Genomic DNA, 24,159 nt, shown 5'->3' with positions numbered 1-24,159 from the left:
TCCACCAGTTGGGGAGCTTCATCGTCTACAAGGCGGCCCGGCATGGGGTCGCCGTGATCCACGTTGATCCGGCCTACACCTCCCAGACCTGCTCGGCCTGCGGGCATGTGGACAAGGCCAACCGGCCCGACCAGGCAACCTTCTCCTGTACGTCGTGTGGCTTCGCTGAGCACGCCGACGTCAACGCAGCCCGCAACATCGCCTCGCGCGGTGTCGCGGGTTGGGCAGTGAGTCACGCTGCCGACGACGCGGCCTGACCCGTACCCGCCAGGTACGGGGAGGAGCTGCAAGCTTGGCCCTTCAGGGCCGAGAAGCTGACTCTGCCAGCGGGCTGATCCGCACGTCGGCGTGGCCCGTGAGCTGCGCGGACATAGAGTGCTCGTATGGGCCCACCATTGCCCGGCCCGCTGGCCGACCTGGCTCCGATTCTTCACCAGTACGGCTACGCCGCGGTAGGAGGGCTGATCTTCCTGGAGGATTTCGGCGTCCCCGCGCCCGGGGAGACGATCCTCATCGCCGCCGCGGTCTACGCGGGAGCCGGGCATCTCAACATCGTGCTCGTCGCCGTCGTCGCGGTGGTGGCCGCCATCGCCGGTGACAATATCGGCTACCTGATCGGCCGAGTCGGGGGCCGGAGGCTGATCCACCGCTGGGGTCGGTATGTCCTGATCACGCCCGAGCGCTTCCACACGACCGAGAGATTCTTCCTCCATCACGGAGGCAAGATCGTGGTGATCGCTCGGTTCGTTGAGGGACTGCGCCAGGTCAACGGCATCGTCGCCGGCACCACCGGAATGTCGTGGCGGCGCTTCTTCATGTTCAACGTCATCGGCGCGGTCCTGTGGGTCGGCGTGTGGGCCAGCCTCGCCTATCTCGCCGGAAAGAAGATCGGCGCCATTTACGCCACGATCGACCGTTACCAGAACTACGCGTGGATCGCCCTCGGCATCGCGGCCGCCGTCTTCATCGCGTGGCGTGTGGCGCGCCGCCTGCGCCGGCACAGTGCGTGAATCGGAAAAACCCGTTGCCTGCCGTACGCGCGCGGCGTGACGATCCCGGGATGGATGAGAAGCGCCAAATCATGGCAGACGCGGTCAGTTATATCGAAGGCGTCAGGGACGGACGTCCCTGGGCGGACATGGTCGAGGTGGTCGGTCCCGATCCGGCGGACGTCATCATGTCCGGCATGCGCGGCTGGGCGGTCTCCGCTCCGCCGGACCTGTCGGAAGAGTTGCTCGCGCGGGGCGCCCGGATGCTGCGGCATGCCCACACCATGTCCTGTGACCTGCGGGAGGAGGGGCTGACCGAGGTCGCAGCACCCGAGGGGTTCCGGTTCGTGCCGTGCGACCGCGACCCGGAGCAGGTGCTCCCCGCGGTGGTCGCGGCCTACCCGCCCGGACATCCCGATCGCCGGCCGGGTGACGATGCGGAGAAGCTGCGCGAGGAGTTCGTCACGCTCCTGGAGGGACGGCTGATCGGGCAGGTCATGCCGTGCAGCCTGCTCGCCGTGGATTCTGAGGACACGGTGGTGGCGGGAGTCGTCGTCAACGACATGGACGGCCAACCGTGGGTCTCTCAGGTCTTCCGCCACCCCGTCCACGCACCTCGCGGGATCGGTGCGCTCGCCGTGCGGGCCGTTCAGGTACGGGCCGCCCGTGACGGGCTGACCACCCTGGGGCTGGCGGTCACCCACAGCAACCCGGCGAAACGGCTCTACGAGAGGCTCGGATTCGTGGTCACCGACACCATGATCACCGTCATCGTGTGACCATCCGCTCGACCGTGGAACCCCGTGGCCTGCCCGTAATCCGATGGCATCGGCTCGCGCCGTCCCTGTTGGATGGTCGGCATGGTTACCCTTGATGATCAAGAATTGCTGGCCCGGATCGAGGAGTTTTACGACGCCGTCCCGCGTCACGGGGCCCGAGCCGAGGACCACGGTCCGATCACGCTTTTCGTACGGGAGGGGGCGGGATGGCCGTTCTACGCCCGCCCGACCCTGCACTGGACGGGCGAAGCGCGCGCCGCCGACGTCGCCCGGGTTCGTGAACGGCAGCGCGAGCTCGGAATTCCGGAGAGCTTCGAATGGGTGGCGGAGACGTCGCCGGGGCTGCGCGCGGCCGTTGAAGACGCGGGGCTCGCGGTCCATGAACATCCGCTGATGGTGCTCGACGCGGACGCCTGGGCGGCCTTGCCGGAGCGGCGGCCCGCCGACTCGACTGTTCGGATCCTGGGCCCGGACGACCCGGCGTTGCTCACGGCGCTCTCGGTTCCCGACCTCGCCTTCGCCGAGCCGGGAACCGGCATCGGCGTGGCGGGCCTGGAAGAACTGGCGGAGAAGGCGCGTGCGCGGGCCGACGACGGTTCGGTGGAACGCACCGTCGAACGGATGCGGGACGGCCTCGCCACGATGGCGGCCGCGGTCGAGAACGGATCGGCGGTGTGCTCGGGCCAGTACAACCGGGTCGGAGACGTCGGAGAGATCGTGGGCGTGGGGACGCTGCCCGCCGCCCGCCGCCGGGGGCTCGCGCTCTCAGTCACGGCGACGCTGGTCACAGAGGCGCGGGCCCAGGGCATGGAGATCGTCTTTCTGTCGGCCGGTGACGACGACGTCGCCCGGATCTACGCGCGGCTCGGCTTCCGCCGCATCGGCACGGCCCTGATCGCCGAGCCCGCCGCGTAGAAGCGCGGATCAGGCCACGGCCGCCGCCGTTCGATCAGCACCGCCGTGCGCCGGTCTGCTCGGAATGTAGCTCAGCAGGGAATCTTCATGCGGGAGACGTTTTCCGAGAGAGGAGGCATGGCCTCCACCAAGCCGACCTCGACGACGGCCGAGGAGCCGATCACCGCGCCCTTCGGCGTCAGGAGCGTCAGCTTTCTGGCCTTCATGTCAGGCAGGAGGCTCTTGCGTACCTCCTCGCCGTTCTCGCCCTTGGCGACCGCGTCCCGCACCATGCGGTCGACCGTGCTCTTAGACAAGGCCGGAGCGGTGAGCTGTGTCGTCTTGTCCCGAGTGGCCACCGTCCGTTCGCCGAAATAGCGGTAGGTCTGTTTGTCGAAGATCAGCTCAGACCGGGTGTCGCCATCCTCCAATGCGACGGCGATGCCGTGCCTGCCCGCCGCGTCCACCGCGTCCGGGACCAGAGCGATCCCGTCGACCTCGGCGGCGATCTGGTAGAGGGCCGCGGTCAGCGAGGGACGGAATACCGATGAGCGGATCAAGGTGCCGGCGGCGCCCCAGACGCGCTGGCGCTGCTCCGGCACCGCCGTGGCCTTGGCGGCTTCTTCCTGGACCCGCGCCCGCAGCCATTCCACGTCGGTTGGCCAGGTGCCCATCTGCTCCTGTGTGACGACGTTCTTGGCCCCGGTGTCGCAGGAGGGCTCGTAAAGCGTGTCCACGATCTGGGTGGTGGACCACGACCCTTCGGGCATCGGCACGCCCGGCACCGGGGATGTGCCGATTGTCTGCTCCCGTTGGAGCCAGGGCTTCGCCCCGTCGGCCGGAGTCCATCGCTCCTCGGTTGCTGTGACCTGCATCCCCTTACGGTCGCCGGCCCGATAGCTCACGGTCCGCATCCCGATGTGGACGTACTGGCCCGGCCCGGGGCGGAGTCCGGGTTCCGTCGCGGCGGCTCGCGCGGCGAGCTTCAGCAGGTCCTGAGCGTTCGCCGGGGGTGCGGCCAACAGGCTCGCGACTCCGCCGGAGCCGGCCGGTTCACGGCCTCCCGGCGGCATCGCGCGCGTCGAGGCTCGGGAAGGCCTGCCGACATGGTCGTGTGCGCGAAGGCTGGTCATGCTGGAAAGAATTCGGTCTCCCGAAGCAACCTCATCGGGGGCATCCGCATGAGATGGGCATGCAGACTGAGATCAGGAATGTGATGGAGGATCCCCCGCCGGAGCTCCACGCGGTGGCGCCTCCAGCGGACGCCACCGTCGCCGAGTTGTTCATGGCCCACCGTCTCGGCCTCGTCCGCTTCGCCTTTCTGCTGGTGGGAGACCAGGAAACGGCCGAGGACGTCGTACAGGACGCCTTCGCGGCCGTGCATCGCCGATGGAGGCGCTTGGCCGATCACGGTCAGCTGCTGCCCTATCTCCGCACCGCGGTGCTCAACGGCTGCCGTACGGTTCACCGCCGCCGGGCGATCGCCCGGCGGTTCCGCGGTGATCCAGAAGTCCCGTTCTGGTCCGCGGAGGCCTCGGCCTTGCTCGGGGAGGCCCGCCGCGAGGTGTTCACGGCCGTTCGTGATCTACCGCGCCGCCAGCGTGAGGCGGTGGTGTTGCGCTATTACCTCGATCTTTCCGAGGCGGAGATGGCCGTGGTCATGGGGGTCAGCCGCGGAACGGTGAAGTCGACCACGTCCCGGGCGCTCAGAGCGCTCGCCGCGAAACTGGAGGAGGGCCGATGACCCAGCGAATCGAACAGCAGCTCCGTGACGCCTTCACCACCGGTGCGGAGCTCGTGCGCGCCGAGACGCTGCGTCCCGCCGACCGGGTTCTACGGCCGGAGGCCCGCCCGCGCTTCCGCAGATCTCTCGTGCTGGCTCCGATGATGGCCGCTCTGGCCGTCGTGGTGATCAGCGTCGCCGCCGTGGCCGGGCTCGGAGGTCCGACTCCGACACGTATCGGAGCGGGAGGTCATCCGTCGGGTCCGCGCTACCTGCTGACTGCGGGGAACGACGGGCTGGTGGTCCGTGACGCGCGCAACGGAAAGATCACCGACCGGGTCACGATGCCCGCGGCGCCGAAGGGGATCACCCGAGGCGTGCCCGGTGGATATCTGCTCGCGGGAACCGGTGAGGGCACGACGTTCTATGTCGCCCAGAGCGTGAAATCGCACACGACGATGGTGAGCACCACGTGGTTCTACCGCCTGCGGGTGGACGACCGGGGGAAGGTCGCCGAAGTGACGCGGGATGTGATCGCTCCTGTGATCGGAGATGCCGTCAGCTCCATCGCGATAACGGACGACGGCACCCGGTTGGCCTACAGCCTTGACGGCAAGGTGTGCGGTGCGGGCAAGACACTGCGCTTCTGTCCGGGCGCGCGGCTCGTGGTCGTCGATCTTCCCGGCAGGACGACACGGTCCTGGACGACGAACGCCTTCGGGCGCATCGAGAGCCTGTCGTGGGCGGCCGACGGCCGCACGCTCGGGTTCGTGGTCAACTCGGAGCTCCGCGTCCTCGACACGGCTGCCACAGGTGACACGCTCAAGAGCAGTCGCGTCGTGGTGCGCTCCGTGGAGGCTCCGGTAGGTGCGGCGATCAGCCCGGACGGCCGCACGATCGCGGTCGGCAGCCCTTTCTCACCGCCTGACGGCAAGGGACCGCAGCGCTACTCGATCGAGGAGTACTCGGTCGCGGACGGCACGAGGCTCCGCACGCTGTTCAGCGCGGAGAACGCCACGAGAGCGGGTGCGCGGTGGACCCTCATCCGCTACGACGCGACAGGACGACATCTCCTGATCAAGGGCAACGTCTATCCGCTGAGCAGGCTGGACGACGGCGAGGTGATGGTCCTCGTTCGTCCGGAGGCCGGGGCCACGGACTCTCCGGACCCGGATTCCCCGGACGCGTCACCGCAGGAAATGCTCGCGGCCTGGTAACAGGCACCGACGGCGCACTCAGTAAGGGCTCATCTGATCCAGGACCTTGGCGGCGAGCGCCAGGAACTGTTCGGCCTTGGTCAGGTCCTGCACGACGTCGTCGGACGTGATCTCGGGAGTGTCGGGCCGAGGGTATTCGGCGCTGTTGCGACGGCGGCGCATCCGGTCAAAGGAACGGAGTGTCGGTCCGAGTGGGGGATCCAGTTGAGCTGTGACCGCGTCCAGGACCGCGAGGTGCCCACCCCGGCTGGTGGCGCGAAGACCTTGGTTCTCCAGGATGGATGCCAGGGCTTTTCTGGAGGCGTCATAGAGAAGCTGATAGGCACCCGTCGGATCTGTCGCGAAGCGTCGCCCTGGCCCGCGCACTCGCGCCCCGGGCGTCCGTCCTGCTCGCCGACGAGATCACCTCGGCGGTGGACGCCGCCACCGCCGCGGGCCTGCTCGACCTGCTCGACCTGCTGCGCGCCGACGGGCTCGCGGTGCTCATGGCCACGCACGACCCGGACGTCGCCCGCCGCGCGGACCGGGTCCTCCATCTGGACTCCGGGGCTCTGCGTGACCGGACGGGCGCGCCGCCCACCGCCGGTTCCGGCCCGACCCATCACGACGATCGGAGGGAGGCTTCCGATGCGCGATGAAACCCCTCTCGACCCACCACTCGACCGGCTGCTGGACACGCTGCGCGACCACCCGTGGGTCGCCTCCGCACGCCGGGGCCCGACCGCCTCCTGGTCACCCCCGCGCCGGACGGCCTGGCCGTACGTACGCGGTCGGGAGCCTTGCTCACCACCGATCCATGGACGCCGGTCAGTCGGCGAAGGAAGGCTCGTGCATGTGGTGCGCGTGGAGCCCGAAGGTTTCCCAGTCGGGGAAAGGATCGGCATGTCGGCGGGCAGCTCGCCGGGAGCGATCAGGCACGAGGCGAGGTCCGTGTGCAGCCGCTGCCGGTCCAGCCCGACGCCGATGAAAACCAGCTCCTGGTCCCGTGGCCCGTCCGCTTCACGAAGTCCGTACGGCTCGAATCTGGCGACGGGCCCAGCCTGCGACCACAGACCCGTCACGGTGGGACGGCTGGCCACGAGCCTCGGGGTTCAGCCTGTGCAGGGACGCCTCGACCACGTTGGTCTGCTCGGGGGTGACGAGGTCGGTCTTGTTGAGCACGATGATGTCGGCGAACTCGACCTGCTCGATGAGTAGATCGGTGACCGTACGGTCGTCCTCCTCGTCGGCGGCGAGGTGACGCGCGGTCAGGTCGTCGCCGCGGCGGAGCTCGTCGAGGAAGGCGACCGCGTCGACCACGGTCACCATCGTGTCCAGGTCGGTGAGGTCGGACAGCGGTCTGTCGGCCAGCTCTCCGAAGGCGAAGGTGGCCGCGACCGGCATGGGTTCGGAGATGCCGCTGGACTCGATGAGCAGGTAGTCGAAGCGGCCCTCCCGCGCGAGACGGCCCGCCTCCTCCAGCAGGTCATCACGGAGCGTGCAGCAGATGCAGCCGTTGGTCATCTCCACCAGCCGCTCCTCGGTCCGCGACAGCGAGGCGCCGTCGCGGACGAGACTGGCATCGACGTTGACTTCGCTCATGTCGTTGACGATCACAGCGACCCGAAGTCCCATCAGGATGTGGTTGAGCAGCGTGGTCTTGCCCGCGCCGAGGAACCCCGACAGCACGGTGACCGGAAGCCGGGTCATCCGCGGCTCCGGGAGGAGTAGGGGAGCAGGGCCATCTCGCGGGCGTTCTTGATCGCGCGGGCCAGCTGCCGTTGCTGCTGGACGGTGACACCGGTGACGCGACGGCTGCGGATCTTGCCACGGTCGGAGATGAACTTGCGCAGCAGGTCGGTGTCCTTGTAGTCGACGTAGCCGACGCCGTGCAGCGGGTTGCTCTTCTTGCGCGGGGTACGGCCGGGTTTCATGCGGTCTCCTTCAGGCTGAGGATGGGGGCGAACGGGTCGTTGTAGTGGGCCCAGGCGTCGGGACCGGCTTCTTCTTCCTCCCGGGTGAGCAGGCAGGAGTCGAGCAGGTCGTGGATGTGCTCGCGGTCGAGATCCGGGCCGGTGAAGATCAGGTGCTGGACGCGGTCGCCGCTGATCGGGTGCCAGTCCAGGGTGGCGGCCATGCGGCGGCCGGGGGAGATCATGTCCCAGGCGGCCTCGGGCAGTGCGGCCAGCCAGGGGCCGGAGTCCTCCACCGAGACGACTCCCGCGACCGCGTCCCAGGCGAGCAGCCGCTCGTGCCTGGTCGCCAGCCAGAACCGGCCGCGCGAGCGGACTGATGTGGTGACCAGCTCGTCCACGGCATCGAACAGGCGGGTGGGGTGCAGCGGGCGGACGCGGTGCCACACCACCGTGGTGATCTCGTCGGTCTGGGTGTCGCAGGGGAGCTGGGCGGTGGCGGGGTCGACGCGTTCGGCGAGTTCGCCGGTGCAGAGGGCAGAGCCGGTGGCCGTGGGCAGTTCGCTGACCTGGTAGGTCGGCGTGACGGGCGCGAGGTGGGTGAGCACTGCCAGGGACAGTTCGACGTCTTCCTCGTCGCCGCCGTGCAGGACCAGACCGGTGGCGTATTCGAGCTGGCGGGCGAGGACCTCGGCCAGGTAGCGCTGGTCGCCTCCCGCCGCGGGCTTGCCGACCTCGACCAGGCGATCGCCGCGGGTGATGTCGACGGGCATGTGCTCGGCGTCCAGCGCGGTGAGCACAGAGGTCAGCCGCAGGATGTCCTGGGCTTCGTCGCAGTCGATCGCCTCGGCCACGGAACGCGGTTCCACTGAGTCCCACAGATCCACGATCAGCATTGAGGCGGCAGCTGACAGCCGCACCAGCTGTGGGAGCAGATCCTCGCGGACGGTGCAGGTGACGCAGCCGTGTGCGAGCCGTACGTCGGTCACGTCGAGCACGTCCGTGCTGTCGCGGACGACTCGCTCGACGCGGTCCTGGGTGACCGCGCGCAGGTCGTGGTGGACCGCGACGGATCCGGGGTGCTCCCGCAGCAGCCGGTCGACGGTGGCGGTGCGGGCCGAGGAGTGCAGGCCGGCGACGAGGACGACGGGGGTGGACACGGGTCCTCCAGTTGCAGGAATAAAAACGGTTATCGTTATCATTACACACTCTGGTGACCAGAAAGGATCCGACATGGCCAGAAACGAGCTACGCCCGGTGATCAAACTCCGCTCGACCGCCGGGACCGGCTACACCTACGTGACCACGAAGAACCGGCGCAATGACCCCGACAGGCTCGTGCTCCGCAAGTACGACCCGACCATCCGCCAGCACGTGGACTTCCGGGAGGAACGATGAAGAAGGACATCCACCCCGACTATCACCCGGTCGTCTTCCGGGACCCGAGTGCGGACTTCGCGTTCCTCACCCGGTCCACGATCGCCAGCGACAAGACCATCGAGTGGATCGACGGCAACACCTACCCGGTGGTCGACGTCGACGTCTCCTCCGCGAGCCACCCCTTCTACACCGGCCGCAACCGCGTCCTGGACGCCGCGGGCCGTGTCGAGCGGTTCAACCAGCGCTACGGGAGGAACTGATGTCCGCCCACTGCCAGCTCACCGGCATCAAGCCGGTTTTCGGCAACAACGTCTCCCACTCCCACCGGCGCACCCGGCGGCGATGGAAGCCCAACATCCAGAACCGCCGCTACTGGGTGCCGAGCGAGGGCCGATACGTCCGGCTGATGCTCAGCGCCCGAGCGATCAAGACCATCGACAGGATCGGCATCGAGAAGGCTGTCGCCCAGATCCGCGCCCGGGGAGAGAGGATCTGATGGCCAAGAAAAGCAAGATCGCGGCCAACGAGCGGCGGAAGAAAGTGGTCCTCCGCCACGCCGAACGGCGAGCCGAGCTGAAGGAGATCATCCGCACCGGCACGCCGGAACAGCGGGCGATAGCAGTACAGGAACTCAGCCGCCAGCCGCGCGACGCCAGCGCTACCCGCATCCGCAACCGCGACTCCGTCGACGGCCGTCCCCGCGGCCATCTGACGAAGTTCGGGCTCTCCCGCGTGCGCTTCCGCGAGATGGCCCACCGGGGCGAGCTCCCCGGCATCACGAAGGCGAGTTGGTAGCCATGGCCGTGCCCAAGCGCAAGACCTCCCGCAGCAACACGCGGCACCGCCGCAGCCAGTGGAAGGCGACCACCCCCGACCTCGTCCCGATCACCGTGAACGGACAGGATCTGCTGGTCCCGCGCCGCCTCGTCCGCGCCTATCAGCGAGGGCTCATCGCGGCTCGATGAAATGAGAGCGCACACCGGTCGACCGCCGCCGGGGGAGGACCCCGCGGCGATCGACCCGCCTCACCGAGTCCCCATCCCGGGCAGTGGGTGATGGCCCCCACAAGGCCCTCCGCGCTGTCCTGCTGCAAGCCGGCGGTCAGCGGGCCGCTGTAGCCGGTGGGAAATTGGGATGCTCACGTACGAAACCGGCCGGTACCCTGCGCGAGACGCGAGAAGGGAAGCCGCTGTGGGACACGTCGAGATCGGGCACCTGACCTATGTACTGCCCGACGGGAGGCCGTTGCTCGACGACGTGTCGTTCCGGATCGGTGAGGGCGTCAAGGCCGCGCTCGTCGGGCCCAACGGGGCGGGGAAGACGACGCTGATGCGGCTCATCTCGGCTGATCTCCAACCCGTCGAGGGCACCGTCGCCCACTCGGGCGGGCTCGGCGTGATGCGGCAGTTCATCGGCAGCATCCGCGACAGCCGCACCGTCCACGACCTGCTGCTCAGCGTCGCGCCCACGCGCGTCAGGGAGGCGGCGGCGCGGCTGAACGACGCCGAGCTCGTGATGATGGAGCGGGACGACGAGAAGACCCAGATGCGCTACGCCCAGGCGATCACTGACTACACGGACGCCGGCGGCTACGACATCGAGGTCCTGTGGGACACCTGCACCCTGGCGGCCCTCGGCATGCCGTACGACCGGTGCAAATATCGCGAGGTCAACACGCTGTCCGGTGGCGAGCAGAAGCGGCTCGTGCTGGAGGCGCTGCTCCGGGGCCCCGACCAGACCCTGCTGCTCGACGAGCCCGACAACTACCTCGACGTCCCGGGCAAGCTCTGGCTGGAACAGGCGCTGAGGGAGACGCCCAAGACGGTTCTTCTCGTGTCCCACGACCGGCAACTGCTGGCCAACGCGGCGGACCGGATCGTCACCGTCGAGTCCGGGAACATCTGGGTCCACGGCGGCGGGTTCGCCACGTACGCCGACGCCCGCAAGGAGCGCAACGAGCGCCTGGACGAGCTTCGCCGCCGCTGGGACGAGGAGCACGCCAAGCTCAAGCGCCTCGTCAACATGCTGAAGAACAAGGCGACCTACAACGACGGCATGGCGAGCGCCTACCACGCGGCGCAGACCCGGCTGCGCAAGTTCGAGGAGGCGGGTCCGCCGGAGGTCGCGCCGAAGGACCAGCTCATCAACATGCGCCTGCGCGGCGGCCGCACGGGCAAACGGGCCGTGATCTGCGAGACCCTCGAACTGACCGGCCTGATGAAGCCGTTCGACCTGGAGATCTGGTACGGCGAGCGCGTCGCCGTGCTCGGCTCGAACGGCTCGGGCAAGTCGCACTTCCTGCGGCTGATCGCCGGAGACGCGGTACGGCACACGGGCGTGGCGCGGCTCGGCGCGCGGGTCGTCTCCGGACATTTCGCCCAGACGCACTCCAGGCCCGAGCTGATGAAGCGGACGCCCTGCGAGATCGTCATGACCGAGCACGCCAAGCTCAAGAACGAGGCGATGAAGGTGCTCGCCCGCTACGAGCTGGCGGGCGGCATCGCCGAGCAGCGCTTCGAGACGCTGTCCGGAGGACAGCAGGCGCGGCTCCAGATCCTGCTTCTGGAGCTGTCGGGCGCCACGCTGCTGCTGCTCGACGAGCCGACGGACAACCTGGACCTGGCCAGCGCCGAGGCGTTGCAGGACGGCCTGAACGCCTTCGACGGCACGGTGCTCGCGGTCACCCACGACCGGTGGTTCGCGGCGGACTTCGACCGCTTCCTGGTCTTCGGATCGGACGGCCGGGTATATGAGGCTCCTGAGCCCGTTTGGGATGAAACCCGGGTGGTCCGCCCGAGATAGGCGAAGATCCCTAAAGAGTTCGTACGGCTGCGCGTGTCCGTTGGGTGGCGTCCCATTCACCGGGTTATGACGGCTAAGTGACTCAGCGCAGCCGCATTGCAGCAGCATTGGCCCTCGTCGTCGTGATGGTGGTGGCGGGGTGCAGCACGAGCGAGGATGAGGAGAAGCAGCTCTCCCCACTCGCGTTGAAGGAGCAGGTCTCCTCGATCGAGAAGTCGAGCAACGGCTACGTCGTGACCTGGGCGGGCGTGCTCGGCAACGCCAACCGGTGGCACTTCGGGGAGAACGCCGTCGCCCTGATCAGCGCACGCGACGCCGCCGGCAAGGAAGTCGTCCACATGGAGCAGCCGCTGGACGCGGTTCCTCCGGGCCGCTCCCTGGCGTTCACGGGCGAGGCGATGTCCAAGGTCAAGCCCGAGCACGTGAAGATCGACTACCGTCCCGCGTCGTGGCGGCCGGTGGCGCGGATACCGTCGGCGTTCCGGGCGTTCCCGGTGTCCGACGTGGTGACGGACAAGCTGGATGCGGGGTCCTACCTCGTCACCGGCTACATCTCCGACCCGTTCCGCAAGGCGGTGAGCAGCCTGGTGGTCACCGCGCTGCTCCGTGACGACGCGGGCACCCTGATCGGGGGCGGCACGACCTTCGTCGACGACGTCCGCGCCGAGATCAAGCGGCGTTTCGTCATCACCGTGCCCGGCGTCAAGGGGAAGGTCGCCGACACCGACGTGTCGGTCAGGACCTGGGGCGCGACGGCCAAGCCGTACGAGGAACTGGTCGCGGGCGGGACGATTCCCGTGAACGTGACCAAGCCCACGACCAAGCCGTTCGCCAAGGACCGCGGATATCCGCTCATCGGCGACCGGCGGCCATGAACGGCATGGTGACGGTCCCCGAGCCTCGCATCGGAGCGGACCCACTATGGATCTTGAATTCGGAGGCGGGTTACCGTAACGGCATGACTACCTCCCGGATCGTGCTGTTCGGGGCCACCGGGTTCACCGGCAGGCTCACCGCGCAGGCACTGCTCATGCTGGGCGCCCGGCCGCTCCTCGTCGGTCGTGACCAGACCAGGCTGGACGCGTTCGCCGCGTCGCTGCCGGTGGCGCTCCCCACGGCGGTCGCCGACGCCGGTCGGTCCGAGTCGCTGGAACGGATGCTCAACCCCGGCGACGTCCTGATCTCCACGGTCGGCCCCTTCGCCCGGTGGGGCGAGGGCGCGGTCATGGCGGCGAGCGAGTCGGGGGCGATCTACCTCGACTCCGCGGGCGAGCCGACGTTCATCAAGCGCATCTTCCAGCGGTACGGCCCGGCCGCCGCCACCAGGCAGGCCGCCCTGATCACCGCGTTCGGGTACGACTACGTGCCCGGCAACGTGGCCGCCGCGCTGGCGCTGCGCAAGGCCGGCGGTGAGGCGGTCCGGGTGGACGTCGGCTACTTCGTCCGGGGCAACATGGCCAAGCGGGCCAGCGCCGGGACCCGGGCCTCCGCGCTCGGCGTCGTCCTGGAGCCGATGTACGGTTTCCGCGAGGGCCGCATCGTCCGCGAGCACGGCCGGACCCGCCAGTTCACCGTGGGCGGGCGTCGCCGGCACGGCATCTCGATGGGAGCCTCGGAGCACTTCGCCCTGCCGAGGGCCTTCCCGGGGCTGCGCGAGGTGAACGTCTACCTGGGCTGGCTCGGCGGACTGACCCGAGCGGCGGGCGTCCTGGCCAGGGCGACTCCGGTGCTGGCCGCGCTTCCCGGCGCCAAGCGGGTGACCGAGGCGATGGCCGACCGGGTGATCCGCCTGGGCAACCGAGGGAAGGCGGCCGACCCCGGCATCTCCTCGCAGACTGTCGCGGAGGCCTACGACAAGGACGGCAGGCTGCTCGCCTCCGTGCAGCTCGACGGAGGCGACCCGTACGACTTCACGGCGCGGATCCTGGCGTGGGCGGCGACCACCGCCCTGGCCGACGGCGTGAAGGGGATCGGAGCGCTCGGCCCCGTGGAGGCGTTCGGGCTGGATGCCCTGCTCGACGGCTGCGTCGGCGCCGGGCTGCACGTCACTCCCGCCTGACGCCACTTATCACCACATGCCACGATATATCCAAAACGACTGCGGATAAATCGAGCCCTGCTCGGCACAAGCCGTACAAAAAGCAAATCCCATTGTATAAGTCGGGCAAGTCAATATCATTTGTGCTCGTTCAGTGGAATCAGTAGAGCTGCTAGTTATTAATCATTTACTCTCGGTCATATGAATGACCGCGTCCTGGTCGAGGCGTTGCGGGCTCGGGACCCGGGCGCCCTGGCCACGCTGTATGACTCATATGCCCAAGCGATCTACCGGTACTGCCTGGTCATGCTCGGCGGTCCGGACAGCGCGCAGGTCGCCCTGCGCGACACGCTGATCGCCGCCGAGGCGCTGGTCGGCTCGCTGGCGGACCCGAATCGGTTCCGCGTCTGGCTCTACACCCTGGCCAGAGGGGAGTGCCTGCGCCGCCGCATGCCGCAGGGCGCCGAGCAGCCGGACACCGGCCTTTCCGCCGCGCTCGTGCCCCATCTGACCGACCCCGCCGACGCGGAGCTGCGGGTGGTCGCCTGGCACGCCACGCGCGGTCTGAGCCCGGAGGACCGGGAGGTCCTCGAACTCGCCAGCAGGCACGGCCTGACCGGCCCCGACCTCGCGACGGTCCTCGGAACGGGCCAGCGCTACGCCGACGGCCTCCAGGAGGCCGCGACCGAACGGCTCAGCGACGCGGTCACCGTGGAGATCCTCGCGCGGAAGGGGCCGTACGACTGCCCCCGCAGGGCCAAGATCCTCACCGGGTTCGCCGGTGAGTTGACCGCCGAGATGCGGGAGCGGATCGCCCGCCACCTCGCGCGCTGCGAGACCTGCTCCGCCCATCGGGTGCGGCACGTCTCCCTGGCCAAGGTCTTCGGCCTGCTTCCCGAGGCGGTCCTGCCGGACACCGTACGCGTCCGAGTGATGAGCTGCTTCGCCGATCCCGAGCTGGTCGCCTACCGCCGTTACGTCGCCAAGCGGGTGGGGCGGCTCACCTCCTCCGGGTTCCCCTCGGGCGGCGGCGGGCGCGGCTGGCCGCGGGCGCTGGGCGGCGCGCTGGCCACCGTGGCGGCGGTCGGCCTCGTCCTCGTGTCGTTCAACCAGTTCGCCGACCGGCCGGAGGACCGGATCGTCGGCATCGCGTCGGACGCCTTTCCCGCCGCGGGCGATCCTCCCGGCCTCAAAGTGCCGTGGAAGGCCACCCCGCGGGACCGGCCGATGATCCTCACCCCGATCCTCGACCGGGACCCGGCGCGGCGGGCGGGATCGCACGACGAGTCCGACGGGCCCGCCGGACGCGCCAGTCCGGACACCGAGCCGGACGCGCGGACCACGCCCTCACCGTCCGCCTCCCCGTCCGCGCCGACGCCGCGGCCGTCGAGGGCGGAGTCCCCGTCGGCGGCGCCGTCGGCGAGCCCGTCCGGAGACGCGTCTCCGGTGCCGTCCCCGTCGGACTCGCCGAGCGGATCGCCCACTCCCGACGATCCCTCCGACCTGCCGGTGCCGAGCCGTGACCACCAGCACCACCATCCCCGCCCCCAGCGGAGCTGCCCGCCCGATCCCTCGCCGTCGCCCGATCCCTCGCCATCGTCCAGTCCTACGGCGTCGCCCTCCCCGGCGGTGACGCCGGCCACTTCCTTGGCACGCCAGGAACGCCCTGAGCGTCCTCAGCGCTCCGGACGTTCGGCAACCCCGGCGAGTCTGGCAAGCGCGGGAAGTCCGGGAAGCCGGAGCCCGGAAAGCCCTTCACAGAACACTCCGCCCGCCGTTCCGTCACCGGCGGAGCCCGCCCTGGGCGCATAATCCCGTCCGTGTTCGTTATCCCAATACGGAGATAAAGCGGCCCTTTTTCCGTCCCGCTCGGCCGTAGCCGGAATTGCCCGAGAATGCCGTTGAGAATTTCAGCTTTCCGATGATTACCGTCGGTGAGCCTAGTGTGTGCGCAGAGTTATTCTCGGGGAGTCTGGGAGTGGAGAAACGGAAGGGGTCAGCATGCCACTCCGCTTGGCATCCGGGCACGTCGCCGGGCTCGCTTGCGGGCTCATTCTCACTTTCGTCACCCCGGCGGGTGCCGATCCGGGACAACCGGCCGGAAAACCGGCGGGAAAAATCGCCGACGCGCGTGAGCAGGTTCGCACCCGCGCCGAGGAACTCGGCCGGGCCCAGGCCGATCTCGCCGCTGCCAAGGCGCGCTTGGGCGAGCTCAACGCAGACGTCGAGCGCCTCGTCGAGGCGTACAACGGCCAGCTCGTCATGCTGCGGTCGGCCGAGGAGGCGTACAAGCAGGTGTCCGATCGGGTCGCGCAGGCGCGGGCCGAGGTCGAGGAGGCCCGAAAACCGGTCGCGGCGGTGGCCGCGCAGCGCTACGCGAACCTGAGCATCGGGGAGATGGGCCTCGCCATGGTGACGGGGCCCCAGGGTTTCGAGGGGTTCATGCAGCAAGCCAGCGTGCTGAGCCAGCTCGGCGACGAGCAGGCCGCGAGCATGCAGAACCTGACCGACACCCAGACCGTACTCAAGATCGTGCAGACGCAGGCCGAACGGGCCTACACCGAGCAGGCCGAGAATGCCGAGCGGGCCAGGCTGGCCAAGGAGGCCGCCGCCGAGGCGGTGACCGAGCAGCAACAGCAGACGGCGGAGATGGAGCGGGCGACCGAGGAGATCTCGCGGCGCCTCGACGCCGCCCGCTCGCGGGTCGAGCAGTTACGGCAGGCCCGCCAGGCGCGCCGACAGGCCCAACTGCGCGCCATAGCCACGCGGGCGGCGCTCAAAGCTCCGGCGTGGGCGAGCACGGAGGTGGAGGGTCCCGGCGGCGTCGCGGTGAACTGGGCGCTCCAGCAGCTCGGCAAGCCGTACGTGTGGGCCGCGGCGGGTCCGTCCAGCTTCGACTGCTCGGGGCTGACGATGCGGGCGTGGGAGCGCGCGGGAGTGGATCTCGACCACTGGACCGGCACGCAGTGGCAGTCGGGCCCGCACGTGCCGGTCGAGCAGCTTCAGCCGGGTGACCTGGTCTTCTTCGGGCGGGTGACGCGTGACCCCGGCTCGATCCACCACGTCGGCCTCTACATCGGGCGGGGGTTGATGGTCCACGCCCCCCAGACGGGGGACGTGGTCCGCATCGCGCCCATCTGGCGTCCCGACCTCGTGGGAGCCACCAGGCCGACCTGATCAGGCGTGCTCGTGGCCCTGTTCCTGGAAGCGCTTCACAGAGTTGACGATCTCGGCCTCGGCCTCGATCCGGCCCACCCAGTTGGCGCCCTCGACTGACTTGCCGGGCTCCAGGTCCTTGTAGACCTCGAAGAAGTGCTGGATCTCCAGCCGGTCGAACTCCGCGACGTGGTGGATGTCGCGGATGTGCTCCATGCGCGGGTCGGTGGCGGGGACGCACAGGACCTTGTCGTCGCCGCCCTTCTCGTCCGTCATGCGGAACATGCCGACCGCGCGGCACTTGATCAGGCAGCCGGGGAAGGTCGGCTCCTGGAGCAGGACGAGCGCGTCCAGCGGGTCGCCGTCCTCGCCCAGCGTGTCCTCGATGAACCCGTAGTCGGCGGGGTACTGAGTGGACGTGAACAGCAGGCGATCCAGCCGGATGCGACCGGTCTCGTGGTCCACCTCGTACTTGTTCCGTTGCCCCTTGGGAATCTCAACGACAACGTCGAACTCCACTACGGTTCCTCCACTCAGGCTCTCCCGGCATCCCGGGGGGCGTTAATGTCTCGTAGGCGTATAACCCATTTGGCGCGACAAGAGGTGACATGGTGCGACGCGAGCGATGGGTGCTGTTGGTCACCCTCGCCCTACTGCAGGTGTTCGCCGTCGCCGCAGGTGTCCATATGATCACTAAGGTCACCCGCGGACCATCGGCTCCGATCGCGTCACCGAAACCGACCCCCACCCCCATCATCACCGCAGGCGCGGTTCTGGCCGCGGTTGGGGACGCGCCTCTCCCCGCTAAGGGTACTTTGACCGCCCGGCTCACCCGCGCCCTGGGTGACCCCGCGCTCGGCCGCAGCTCCGGCGGGGTCGTGATCGACGCAGCGACCGGCGCCACGCTCTTCGACGGCCGCGCGGATGTGGCGCTCACCCCGGCCTCGACCACCAAGATCGTCACCGCCGTGGCGGTCCTGGCCTCCGTCGGGCCGGACGCCACGTTCGCGACCACGGTCGTCACGGGAGCGGAGAAGAACTCGATCGTCCTCGTCGGCGGCGGCGATCCCACCCTCGCCGGGCCGAAGAAGTCCCGCGACATCTATCCCGAGCCCGCCTCGCTCGCCGTCCTCGCCTCCCGTACGGCGAAGGCGCTGAAGGCGGCCAAGATCACATCGGTCACGCTCGGATACGACGCCTCGCTCTTCGAGGGGCCGGTGACCCCGCCCGGATGGAAGCCCACGTACGTGCCGGAGGGCAGCGCCGCTCCGGTGACCGCGCTCGCGATCGACGAGGGCCGGGTCGCGCCCGGCCAGAGCGCCCGCGTCCCCGACCCGCCGCGCGCGGCCGCGGACGCCTTCGCGTCGCTCCTCGGCAAGTACGGCATCAAGGTCGGCAACGATGTCAAGCCCGTCACGGCCTTGAAGACGGCCAAGGAACTCGCCCGGGTCGAGTCGCCGCCTGTCTACGCCCTGGTGGAACGCATGCTCACGCAGAGCGACAACGACCTCGCCGAGGCACTCGCCCGCCATGTCGCGATCCAGGAGGGCCTGCCGCACACCTTCGCCGGGCAGGTGGCCGCCGTCCACCGCGTCCTCGGCAGACTGGGCCTCGACAAGGACGTCACGATCACCGACGGCAGCGGCCTGTCCATCAAGAACCGCATCACCCCCACCGCGCTGGCCCGCCTGCTCGCCGCCTCCGTGCTGCCGGCCAACCCCGACCTGCACTCCCTCGTCAGCGGGCTGCCCATCGCCGGATACACCGGCACCCTGCACAACCGGTACGACAGCGCTGGTTCGGAAGCGGGCGCCGGGCTGGTCCGGGCTAAAACAGGCACGCTCAACGGCGTGAACACCCTGGCCGGAATCGCCTACACCGCCGACGGACGGCTGCTCGCCTTCGCCTTCATGGCCGACGACGTGCCCGACGCCGGCGCGGCGGTGGCCGCGCTGGACCGCCTCGCCACGATCGTCTCCCAAAGTTGAGGCCCGTCGCCGGGTCCGTCGCTCCGAGCACACCGCCGCGCCCCTCTGTGCTGATTTGTCGCGCCTTCGGCGTGACGGCTCGGGGCGCCCTTTGAGGCGATGTGCTTCGTTCGTCGCTCGGGGTCGCTGCGCTCCCCGCTCGCTCCTCCTCAGCACACCGCCGCGCCCCTCGCGCGCACAGTGAGGGGGAAGAACGTACGGTGGTGAGTATGCAGGTGATCGACTGGGATCTGGCCGTCGCGACCGGAGTGCGCCTCGTGCGCCCGGGACCACAGGTGAGTCGGGAAGAGGCCAGACAGGCGGTCGCCGAGCTGAGGCGGCTGTCCCGCGAGGCCGAGGGGCACGTGCGGGACTTCACCCGCATCGACTCAGCGCCGCCGGAGGCCGCGACCGTCGTCGACCGGCCCGGATGGATCCGCGCCAACGTCGACGGGTTCAGGGTGGTCTTCGAGCCGCTGACCCAGAAGATGTCGAGCAGCATGCCCGCGATCGTCGGCGCGGTGGGCTCCCGCATCACCGGCCTGGAGGTGGGCGCCGTGCTGGCGTTCCTCGCCTCCCGTGTGCTCGGGCAGTACGAACTGTTCCTCCCGCCGGATCCCGACGGCCGCGCGCCCACGGGGCGGCTGACGCTGGTGGCGCCCAACATCGTGCACACCGAGCGCGAGATGGGGGTCAACGCGCGTGACTTCCGCCTCTGGGTCTGCCTCCACGAGGAGACCCACCGCGTGCAGTTCACCGGCGTGCCCTGGCTCCGGGAGTACGTCCGGACCCAGATGACCGATTTCCTGCTCGCCTCCGACATGGACCTGACGACCCTGCTCGAACGGCTGCGCGCCGCCTCCGACGCGGTCGCCGACGCCTTCAGGGGAGGCGACGGCAACCTCATCGAGGCCATCCAGACCCCGGAGCAGAAGGCCGTGCTCGACCGGGTCACCGCGGTGATGACGCTGGTCGAGGGGCACGGCGACTACGTCATGGACGCCGTGGGCCCGTCCGTCGTGCCGTCGGTGGCGGAGATCAGGTCCCGGTTCCAGCGCCGTAGGGAGGGCGGATCCCGCACCGACCAGCTCATCCGGCGCCTGCTCGGCATCGAGCTCAAGATGAAGCAGTACGCCGAGGGCGCCCATTTCGTCCGCACCGTCGTCGACGCGGCCGGGATGGACGGCTTCAACCGGGTCTGGACGTCTCCCGACACGCTGCCGACCCGGGACGAGATCACCGACCCTCAGGCCTGGATGGGCCGCGTCCTCGGCACCCGCTCGCTGGAACCATCACCGGATCAGGGGGCGGCCGGTCCCGAGTCCTGACCGTCCCTCGCTTTTCCCCGTCCGCCCGGCCGGCGCACACGGTTGTCCACGTCCACACGGCCGGGGACACGGTTGTCCGCGTCCACACGGTCGGCGGACACGGTTGTCCGCGTCCACACGGTCGGCGGACACGGTTTTTCACGTCCGCCCGGATCGGCGGACACAATGGCCTCATGGGTCCCCATCCCGCCGTCGCCGACGTCCGCCGTGCCGTACGGCTGTCGCTCGCGGACCTGCCCCAAGGGGCGCTCGTCCTGGTCGCGTGCAGCGGCGGCGCTGACTCGCTCGCGCTCGCCGCGGCCGTCGGCTTCTCCGCGCCCCGCATGGGCCTGCGCGCCGGCCTGCTGACCGTCGATCACGGCCTGCAGGACGGCTCGGCGTCCCGCGCGCACGACCTCGTACGGCTCGCGCCTGAGCTCGGCCTCGACCCGGCGCTGGTCCTGCCGGTCACTGTGGGCACCGAGGGCGGGCCGGAGGCTGCGGCGCGTGACGCCCGCTACGCGGCGCTCTCGGAGGCGGCCCGGCGTTTGGACGCGGCGGCCGTGCTGCTGGGGCACACGCTGAACGACCAGGCGGAGACGGTGCTGCTGCGGCTGGCGCGCGGCAGCGGCACCCGGTCGCTCTCCGGGATGGCGCGGGTCTCCGGCGTCTACCGCCGGCCGCTGCTCGGCCTGAGCCGGGCGAGGACGGAGGAAGCGTGCGCGGCCCTCGGCCTCGAACCGTGGCATGACCCGCACAATGTCGATCCCGCCTTCACCCGGGTCCGGGTCCGCCGCGACGTCGTGCCCGTCCTTGAGGCGGCGCTCGGGCCGGGCGTCGCGGAGGCGCTGGCCCGCACCGCGCGGCTGTGCCGGGACGACGCCGACGCCCTGGATGAGTGGGCGGACGCCGTTCTCGCCGAGTCGCGGACGGGACCCGGCGTCGAACTGGCGGTCGCCGTCCTGGAGAAGGTCCCGGGGGCGGTGCGGCGGCGGGTGATCCAGCGGGCGGCCGTCGAGGCGGGCGCGCCCGCCTCCGCGCTCGCCGCCGTGCACATCGACGAGGTGGAACGGCTGCTCACCGCGTGGCGGGGGCAGAAGCGGGTCGATCTACCCGGGGGGGTGGGAGCGGTCCGGCGCTGTGGCACCCTGATATTCGCTACAGGGAACAACCTCGCGTAAGGAATCCGCAGGTGGATGCAGCCGACATGGGCAAGGACCTTTTGAGCGTCCTCATTCCGGAACACGAGCTCCAAGCCAAGATCAAGGAGCTCTCCGGCCAGATCGACGCCGACTACGACGGGAAGGACCTGCTGATCGTCGGCGTCCTGAAGGGCGCGGTCATGGTCATGGCCGACCTGGCCAGGGCGTTGCACGTTTCGGTGCAGATGGACTGGATGGCGGTGTCCTCGTACGGCGCGGGCACCAAGTCGTCCGGCGTGGTGCGGGTCCTGAAGGACCTCGACACCGACATCGAGGACCGGCACGTGCTCGTGGTCGAGGACATCATCGACTCCGGCCTCACGCTCTCCTGGCTGATGAACAATTTGAAGTCGCGCAACCCGGCCTCGCTGGAGATCTGCGCGCTGCTTCGCAAGCCGGAAGCGGTCAAGGTGCCAATTGATGTGAAGTATGTCGGGTTCGACATTCCGAACGAGTTCGTGATCGGTTATGGCCTCGACTACTCCGAGCGGTACCGCAACCTTCCGTTCATCGGCACGCTCGCCCCACACGTCTACGGCGGCGAGTAAGCCCTGAGCGAAGTCCCCTTGTGCGAGTCGCGGTCCGCTCCCTGGTAGGGAACACGGATTGCGTCACGTACGTTGGAAAGGTAAAGCCGGAGCCGCTCTTGCAGTTACCGCATGCGGCGGCCCGGTGTACCTTCTGATATCTGCGGGTGCCGTTCGGTTACTTGCGGGTAGTCAGTAGGAGCGGCGAAAGATGCCGCGACCCGGGTTCGACCCGGGGCCAGGCCTTGGTCAGGAAGGGACGGGCCCGCCGGGGTTCCGCAACGGATGGATCTCAAGCGATTTACACGTGGGCCACTACTGTGGATCCTGGGCATCGTCGTGCTTCTCCTGCTCGTCACCACGATGTTCAACGGTGACGGCAACTACACCACCGCCGACACTTCTACTGTTGTCCAGCAGATTCAGCAGGGCAACGTGAAGAGCGCCAAAGTCGTCGACAAGGAACAGCGCGCCGAGCTGACGCTGCTGAAGCCGATCGACGTCGGAGGCAAGACCGTCGACCGGATCCAGGCCCCCTGGGTGCAGGGCCAGGGTGTCCAGCTGACCGAGGCGCTGGCGAAGGCCAATCCCTCCAAGGGCTGGACCGTCGAGGTCCCCAGGGAGAACTTCCTGGTCAGCCTGCTGGTCAGCTTCCTGCCGATCATCATCATCGTCCTGATCTTCCTGTTCATCATGAACCAGATGCAGGGCGGCGGCTCCCGCGTCATGAACTTCGGGAAGTCGCGGGCGAAGCTGATCACCAAGGACACTCCCAAGACGACGTTCGCCGACGTCGCCGGTGCCGACGAGGCCATCGAGGAGCTCCAGGAGATCAAGGAGTTCCTGCAGGCCCCGGCCAAGTTCCAGGCGATCGGCGCCAAGATCCCCAAGGGCGTTCTGCTGTACGGCCCGCCCGGAACCGGTAAGACCCTGCTCGCCAGGGCCGTCGCCGGCGAGGCCGGGGTGCCGTTCTACTCCATCTCGGGTTCCGACTTCGTCGAGATGTTCGTGGGTGTCGGCGCCTCGCGCGTCCGCGACCTGTTCGAGCAGGCCAAGGCCAACGCCCCGGCGATCATCTTCATCGACGAGATCGACGCGGTGGGCCGTCACCGCGGCGCGGGTCTCGGCGGTGGCCACGACGAGCGCGAGCAGACGCTGAACCAGCTCCTCGTCGAGATGGACGGCTTCGACGTGAAGGGCGGCGTGATCCTCATCGCCGCGACCAACCGGCCCGACATCCTCGACCCCGCCCTGCTGCGTCCCGGCCGCTTCGACCGCCAGGTCGTCATCGACCGTCCGGACCTGGAGGGCCGCAAGGGCATCCTGCGCGTCCACGGCCGCGGCAAGCCGTTCGCCGAGGACGTCGACCTCGACGTCATCGCGCGGCGGACGCCCGGCTTCACCGGAGCCGACCTCGCGAACGTGATCAACGAGGCGGCGCTGCTGACCGCCCGCCAGGATCAGAAGCTCATCTCGATGAACACCCTTGAGGAGTCCATCGACCGCGTGATGGCCGGTCCCGAGCGCAAGTCGCGCGTGATGTCCGACGAAGAGAAGAAGATCATCGCGTACCACGAGGGTGGTCACGCCCTGGTCGCGCACGCGCTGCCCAACTCCGACCCGGTCCACAAGATCACGATCCTGTCCCGCGGCCGCGCCCTCGGTTACACGATGACGCTGCCGATGGAGGACAAGTTCCTCGCGACCAGGTCCGAGATGATGGACCAGCTCGCCATGCTGCTGGGCGGCCGCACCGCGGAGGAGCTCGTGTTCCACGAGCCCACCACGGGCGCCTCCAACGACATCGAGAAGGCCACCTCCATCGCCCGCCGCATGGTCACCGAGTACGGCATGAGCGAGAAGCTCGGCGCCCGCAAGTTCGGCAGCGGCAACGGCGAGGTCTTCCTCGGCCGTGAGATGGGCCACGAGCGCGACTACTCCGAGCAGATCGCCTCCACGATCGACGAGGAGGTCCGCCGGCTGATCGAGTCCGCGCACGACCAGGCGTGGGAGATCCTCGTCCAGTACCGCGACGTGCTCGACAACCTCGTGCTCGAGCTCATGGAGAAGGAGACCCTCTCCCGCGAGATGGTGCTCCAGGTCTTCGCGCCGGTCCAGACGAAGGAGAAGCGTCCGTCGTACGCCGGGTACGGCAAGCGCCTGCCGTCCGACCGCCCGCCGGTCATCACTCCCAAGGAGCGGGCGAACGGCAACGGCCAGGCTCTGCCCGCCGGCAGCCCGGCTCCGTGGATGAACGACCAGGCGTCGCAGAAGGACGAGGCCTGA

Annotated in this window: 28 protein-coding genes and 1 pseudogene; 22 read left to right on the top strand and 7 right to left on the bottom strand. The window is 69.2% G+C overall.

The features are described 5' to 3' along the window. From QSK17_RS23705 to QSK17_RS23690, 4 genes are all read left to right on the top strand, one after another. On the top strand, positions 1–257 hold a 257-nt coding region (locus QSK17_RS23705), incomplete at its 5' end, for a zinc ribbon domain-containing protein (RefSeq protein WP_285707349.1). A 126-nt stretch (positions 258–383) separates the two neighbouring features. Continuing rightward, a complete protein-coding gene (locus QSK17_RS23700; RefSeq protein ID WP_285707348.1) occupies positions 384–1,010 on the top strand; it encodes a DedA family protein in 627 nt (208 codons plus the stop codon). A gap of 71 nt (positions 1,011–1,081) precedes the next feature. Continuing rightward, the gene (locus tag QSK17_RS23695) at positions 1,082–1,768 is read left to right on the top strand and encodes a GNAT family N-acetyltransferase (protein WP_285707347.1); all 687 of its coding nucleotides are present in this window, start codon (positions 1,082–1,084) and stop codon (positions 1,766–1,768) included. A gap of 81 nt (positions 1,769–1,849) precedes the next feature. Continuing rightward, positions 1,850–2,683, top strand: a complete 834-nt coding sequence (locus QSK17_RS23690; protein ID WP_285707346.1) for a GNAT family N-acetyltransferase — start codon at positions 1,850–1,852, stop codon at positions 2,681–2,683. A 71-nt stretch (positions 2,684–2,754) separates the two neighbouring features. Here the strand turns inward: QSK17_RS23690 and QSK17_RS23685 are convergent, their stop codons facing one another. Further along, positions 2,755–3,795, bottom strand: a complete 1,041-nt coding sequence (locus tag QSK17_RS23685; RefSeq protein WP_285707345.1) for a CU044_5270 family protein — start codon at positions 3,793–3,795, stop codon at positions 2,755–2,757. 59 nt (positions 3,796–3,854) lie between these two features. Here QSK17_RS23685 and QSK17_RS23680 point away from each other — a divergent pair, with 59 nt between their 5' ends. Together QSK17_RS23680 and QSK17_RS23675 are read left to right on the top strand one after the other, a co-directional pair. Continuing rightward, positions 3,855–4,406, top strand: coding sequence for a SigE family RNA polymerase sigma factor (locus QSK17_RS23680; protein ID WP_285707344.1), 552 nt, complete (start codon positions 3,855–3,857; stop codon positions 4,404–4,406). Then, on the top strand, positions 4,403–5,602 hold the full coding sequence (locus QSK17_RS23675) for a WD40 repeat domain-containing protein (RefSeq protein ID WP_285707342.1): 1,200 nt from the start codon (positions 4,403–4,405) through the stop codon (positions 5,600–5,602). Before QSK17_RS23680 ends, QSK17_RS23675 begins: the two co-directional genes overlap by 4 nt. Positions 5,603–5,620: 18 nt before the next feature. On the opposite strand, the gene QSK17_RS23670 is transcribed toward QSK17_RS23675, so the two are convergent. Continuing rightward, positions 5,621–5,764, bottom strand: coding sequence for a hypothetical protein (locus QSK17_RS23670; RefSeq protein ID WP_285707361.1), 144 nt, complete (start codon positions 5,762–5,764; stop codon positions 5,621–5,623). Positions 5,765–5,883: 119 nt separating this feature from the next. Here QSK17_RS23670 and QSK17_RS23665 point away from each other — a divergent pair, with 119 nt between their 5' ends. Further along, positions 5,884–6,240 (top strand): ATP-binding cassette domain-containing protein, encoded by a 357-nt coding sequence (locus QSK17_RS23665; RefSeq protein WP_285707359.1) that lies wholly within the window; start codon positions 5,884–5,886, stop codon positions 6,238–6,240. Between the two features lie 333 nt (positions 6,241–6,573). On the opposite strand, the pseudogene QSK17_RS23660 reads toward QSK17_RS23665, so the two are convergent. The 4 genes and pseudogenes from QSK17_RS23660 to QSK17_RS23645 form a co-directional block, all read right to left on the bottom strand. Further along, a pseudogene (locus QSK17_RS23660) lies at positions 6,574–6,621 on the bottom strand (hypothetical protein); the annotation flags it as partial. Next, on the bottom strand, positions 6,602–7,291 hold the full coding sequence (locus tag QSK17_RS23655) for a GTP-binding protein (RefSeq protein ID WP_285707341.1): 690 nt from the start codon (positions 7,289–7,291) through the stop codon (positions 6,602–6,604). The pseudogene QSK17_RS23660 and the gene QSK17_RS23655, both read right to left, overlap by 20 nt. Continuing rightward, complete coding sequence (gene rpsR, locus QSK17_RS23650; protein ID WP_285707340.1) at positions 7,288–7,515, bottom strand: 30S ribosomal protein S18; 228 nt, start codon at positions 7,513–7,515, stop codon at positions 7,288–7,290. Before rpsR ends, QSK17_RS23655 begins: the two co-directional genes overlap by 4 nt. Beyond that, on the bottom strand, positions 7,512–8,654 hold the full coding sequence (locus QSK17_RS23645) for a CobW family GTP-binding protein (protein ID WP_285707339.1): 1,143 nt from the start codon (positions 8,652–8,654) through the stop codon (positions 7,512–7,514). Before QSK17_RS23645 ends, rpsR begins: the two co-directional genes overlap by 4 nt. Positions 8,655–8,727: 73 nt before the next feature. Here QSK17_RS23645 and rpmG point away from each other — a divergent pair, with 73 nt between their 5' ends. The 10 genes from rpmG (at position 8,728) to QSK17_RS23595 (ending at position 16,891) form a co-directional block, all read left to right on the top strand. Further along, a complete protein-coding gene (gene rpmG, locus QSK17_RS23640) occupies positions 8,728–8,892 on the top strand; it encodes a 50S ribosomal protein L33 (RefSeq protein ID WP_285707338.1) in 165 nt (54 codons plus the stop codon). Further along, positions 8,889–9,134, top strand: coding sequence for a type B 50S ribosomal protein L31 (locus QSK17_RS23635; RefSeq protein WP_285707337.1), 246 nt, complete (start codon positions 8,889–8,891; stop codon positions 9,132–9,134). The genes rpmG and QSK17_RS23635 overlap by 4 nt, the downstream gene beginning before the upstream one ends. Beyond that, positions 9,134–9,370 carry a 50S ribosomal protein L28 gene (gene rpmB / locus QSK17_RS23630; protein ID WP_285707336.1) on the top strand — a complete coding sequence of 79 codons (237 nt, stop codon included), beginning with the start codon at positions 9,134–9,136 and terminating at the stop codon, positions 9,368–9,370. The genes QSK17_RS23635 and rpmB overlap by 1 nt, the downstream gene beginning before the upstream one ends. After that, positions 9,370–9,669, top strand: coding sequence for a 30S ribosomal protein S14 (rpsN, locus tag QSK17_RS23625; protein WP_285707335.1), 300 nt, complete (start codon positions 9,370–9,372; stop codon positions 9,667–9,669). Before rpmB ends, rpsN begins: the two co-directional genes overlap by 1 nt. Before the next feature lie 2 nt (positions 9,670–9,671). Further along, positions 9,672–9,839 carry a 50S ribosomal protein L32 gene (gene rpmF / locus QSK17_RS23620; RefSeq protein WP_285707334.1) on the top strand — a complete coding sequence of 56 codons (168 nt, stop codon included), beginning with the start codon at positions 9,672–9,674 and terminating at the stop codon, positions 9,837–9,839. Positions 9,840–10,065: 226 nt separating this feature from the next. Next, positions 10,066–11,676 carry an ABC-F family ATP-binding cassette domain-containing protein gene (locus tag QSK17_RS23615; protein ID WP_285707333.1) on the top strand — a complete coding sequence of 537 codons (1,611 nt, stop codon included), beginning with the start codon at positions 10,066–10,068 and terminating at the stop codon, positions 11,674–11,676. Positions 11,677–11,753: 77 nt separating this feature from the next. Next, positions 11,754–12,551 carry a hypothetical protein gene (locus QSK17_RS23610; RefSeq protein WP_285707332.1) on the top strand — a complete coding sequence of 266 codons (798 nt, stop codon included), beginning with the start codon at positions 11,754–11,756 and terminating at the stop codon, positions 12,549–12,551. 83 nt (positions 12,552–12,634) lie between these two features. Then, positions 12,635–13,735, top strand: a complete 1,101-nt coding sequence (locus QSK17_RS23605; RefSeq protein WP_285707330.1) for a saccharopine dehydrogenase NADP-binding domain-containing protein — start codon at positions 12,635–12,637, stop codon at positions 13,733–13,735. Positions 13,736–13,915: 180 nt separating this feature from the next. Next, positions 13,916–15,526: an RNA polymerase sigma factor gene (locus QSK17_RS23600; protein WP_285707328.1), complete on the top strand. Its 1,611-nt coding sequence runs from the start codon at positions 13,916–13,918 to the stop codon at positions 15,524–15,526. A gap of 189 nt (positions 15,527–15,715) precedes the next feature. After that, entirely contained in the window at positions 15,716–16,891 is a 1,176-nt protein-coding gene (locus QSK17_RS23595; RefSeq protein ID WP_285707326.1) for a C40 family peptidase, read from the top strand. Here the strand turns inward: QSK17_RS23595 and QSK17_RS23590 are convergent, their stop codons facing one another. Then, positions 16,892–17,389, bottom strand: coding sequence for an inorganic diphosphatase (locus QSK17_RS23590; protein ID WP_285707324.1), 498 nt, complete (start codon positions 17,387–17,389; stop codon positions 16,892–16,894). It abuts the gene before it with no gap. Positions 17,390–17,478: 89 nt separating this feature from the next. Between QSK17_RS23590 and dacB the strand changes: the two genes are divergently transcribed. The 5 genes from dacB to ftsH all read left to right on the top strand — a co-directional run bounded on the left by dacB (position 17,479) and on the right by ftsH (position 24,159). Beyond that, entirely contained in the window at positions 17,479–18,858 is a 1,380-nt protein-coding gene (gene dacB / locus QSK17_RS23585) for a D-alanyl-D-alanine carboxypeptidase/D-alanyl-D-alanine endopeptidase (protein ID WP_285707322.1), read from the top strand. Positions 18,859–19,067: 209 nt separating this feature from the next. Further along, positions 19,068–20,165 carry an Rv3626c family coenzyme F420 biosynthesis-associated protein gene (locus tag QSK17_RS23580; RefSeq protein WP_285707358.1) on the top strand — a complete coding sequence of 366 codons (1,098 nt, stop codon included), beginning with the start codon at positions 19,068–19,070 and terminating at the stop codon, positions 20,163–20,165. Positions 20,166–20,338: 173 nt separating this feature from the next. After that, positions 20,339–21,325 carry a tRNA lysidine(34) synthetase TilS gene (gene tilS, locus QSK17_RS23575; protein WP_285707321.1) on the top strand — a complete coding sequence of 329 codons (987 nt, stop codon included), beginning with the start codon at positions 20,339–20,341 and terminating at the stop codon, positions 21,323–21,325. An 11-nt stretch (positions 21,326–21,336) separates the two neighbouring features. Then, entirely contained in the window at positions 21,337–21,894 is a 558-nt protein-coding gene (hpt, locus tag QSK17_RS23570) for a hypoxanthine phosphoribosyltransferase (RefSeq protein WP_285707320.1), read from the top strand. Positions 21,895–22,158: 264 nt separating this feature from the next. Continuing rightward, positions 22,159–24,159, top strand: a complete 2,001-nt coding sequence (gene ftsH, locus QSK17_RS23565) for an ATP-dependent zinc metalloprotease FtsH (RefSeq protein WP_285707319.1) — start codon at positions 22,159–22,161, stop codon at positions 24,157–24,159.

Origin of the sequence: Microtetraspora sp. NBRC 16547 (genome assembly GCF_030268965.1) — a bacterium.
In the GTDB taxonomy this organism is placed as follows: Bacteria; Actinomycetota; Actinomycetes; order Streptosporangiales; family Streptosporangiaceae; genus Microtetraspora.
The sequence above is the reverse complement of the archived record's forward strand: the minus strand, read 5'-3'. Positions and strand labels throughout refer to the sequence as shown.